Annotated in this window: 2 protein-coding genes and 1 pseudogene; all 3 read right to left on the reverse strand. The window is 39.5% G+C overall.

What is annotated here, in order from left to right; translation table 11 throughout:
• Window positions 1-1,107, reverse strand: a 1,107-nt coding sequence (locus tag FOR85_RS12490; protein WP_144298174.1) for a replication initiation factor domain-containing protein, incomplete at its 3' end; no start/stop codon positions are given.
• 128 nt (window positions 1,108-1,235) lie between these two features.
• Window positions 1,236-1,517: a hypothetical protein gene (locus FOR85_RS12495; protein ID WP_144298175.1), complete on the reverse strand. Its 282-nt coding sequence runs from the start codon at window positions 1,515-1,517 to the stop codon at window positions 1,236-1,238.
• A 308-nt stretch (window positions 1,518-1,825) separates the two neighbouring features.
• Window positions 1,826-2,190: pseudogene (locus FOR85_RS12680) on the reverse strand (hypothetical protein); the annotation flags it as partial.

Consider the following 2,190-nt stretch of genomic DNA (forward strand, 5'->3'; position numbering starts at 1 on the left):
GGTCTTTAACCAATCAAAGCTATGCTGCAAAGTTATTTCCGAAATCTTTTGGATTATCTCTAGCTTATTAATACGCTCATAATCAAACAGGTCAGCGAATACAGGATAAGCACCCATGAAATAGGCACTAGGGTCTTTTAATACGTCAAATGGTATGAACCTATCGTTTGCCTTAAATTCAACTTCAGCACGTACCCAGCGTGAATATTCGCCGTCTTTATCACCTAGTTTTTTGCCTTTCTCATAGAAACGAGCGAACTTTCCACTATCACGTTTTCCAATATTTAGAGTAAGACCGTTATTATTTGGGTCATCATATTTCCAATTGCCTAAGTGACCAACAGTATGAGGCGCACCACCACAATGAAATAGGTCATCGGTTTCTAATTGGTCTAATACATGGACATCTAAATATTCACCCTTTAGGTCATCATGGGCTAAGTCTATACGTGTAATTTTTGGTTTTTGTGTCTTCTCATCTAGGCTTGATAAGAATTGATACATGTAAGTTTCCCAACCTTGCGGAGCAAGTGAGCAGCCAGTGCCATTGAGCATGATTAAGACAGTATCACGTTGACCGCCTATACAAATTTTGCCGTAGTTTTCACCGAAATTGAATGAATACTTATAGAAATTAGCACCGTTTTGGTTTTGAGATATAACGGAGTATTTTTTGCCAAAGATACGAGCAAGCATAGGGGCGAAATCAGCTACAGCAGCCTGACATAGAGCCATGTACTGGTCATCATCTTCATTGGTACGGCGGTACTTCTCGTTGATGGTGGAGATATCAAACGTGATGTTCAGCCAATCAATGATAGCGACTTGACCATTAACAGGTCTTTTGATGGTTTGGAGTATTGGTTTTTTACCGTTGATGATAATTGTGTCAGTGGTAGATATAGCGGAGTCTATGACTTTTTGACGTTTTTTGAGCCATTGTGTTTTGAATTGTGGATTTATCTTATTATTAACCCTCATGTTATTAATGAGGGTATCAACTGACGTAATAGATGAACCAAACACCGAGGGGCTGACTGTGGGGTAATCGTTTTGGATAGCCTGAGTATCGGAGTACTTTTGACTGTTTGAATTGCTTGTAACCATGTTATAATGTTCCTACGTTACATGTAATGAAGTCACAACGTCACAATGTTACGTGTGATGAAATTACGTTTAATGTTTCTATGTAAGCCCTTGTAGGATTGCAGTCCGTATCAGGGGCTTTTTATTGCCTATTTTTCGTCTTTATCATCTATTTCTAAACTATCAGCCGCCATGTGGAGGCTCTTAGCCATAAAATTCTGCAATACCTTTTGGGTGTTCTCACCACCCTTGATATCATCAAATGCTTGTACCATCTCTTGCATTATTGGCTGTATCTCTTCCAACCAATGAGCCGCGGTAGCCTGAATTGTAGACTCCTGATGAGCGGCTAATGCTTTTAGCGTGGAATGGGTCTTATCGTTCAAATAAAGGTTTTGTACTTTGTTTCTTAGCTTTGGCTTATTTGTCATCTTAGCACCTTTTATCTCATGTGAGTAGTATTTTATTATTAATTGTTCTAGAGTATTGATAAGCTGTTTTAATGCCTTAACGCTTGCCCTTGGCGAACAGATGCCAAGTGCGCTACAGGCTACAAGTAATGTCCTATGACATACGGTAGCAAAAGACTGTTAACTGTAGGGCAAAGGATTTAAAGATACTGCATTGCTCATTTTTTCGCACTGTAGACTTGTTATTTTTCAAGTCGTAAGTTCGCCCTTATGCTACCGTCGTCGTCAATCGTCGTTCCTCCTCTTCCTCCTAGGGTACGCAACAGGCGTTATGACGGTATGAGTTTATTCCCTATTTTTGCTTGTTGTTTCGCAAATTCATCGGGTAAATGCAACCGTATCGGTATGTCTTCAGGGTCATCGCTTTTTATCATTTCCAATATTTCTTCTGGACTCATGAAAGTACTATAGTACGAAAAGTATTTACCGCCTTGGGTCTTTAACCAATCAAAGCTATGCTGCAAAGTTATTTCCGAAATCTTTTGGATTATCTCTAGCTTATTAATACGCTCATAATCAAACAGGTCAGCGAATACAGGATAAGCACCCATGAAATAGGCACTAGGGTCTTTTAATACGTCAAATGGTATGAACCTATCGTTTGCCTTAAATTCAACTTCAGCACGTACCCAGC

The organism is Psychrobacter sp. YGAH215, assembly GCF_007280595.1.
Taxonomy (GTDB): domain Bacteria; phylum Pseudomonadota; class Gammaproteobacteria; order Pseudomonadales; family Moraxellaceae; genus Psychrobacter; species Psychrobacter faecalis.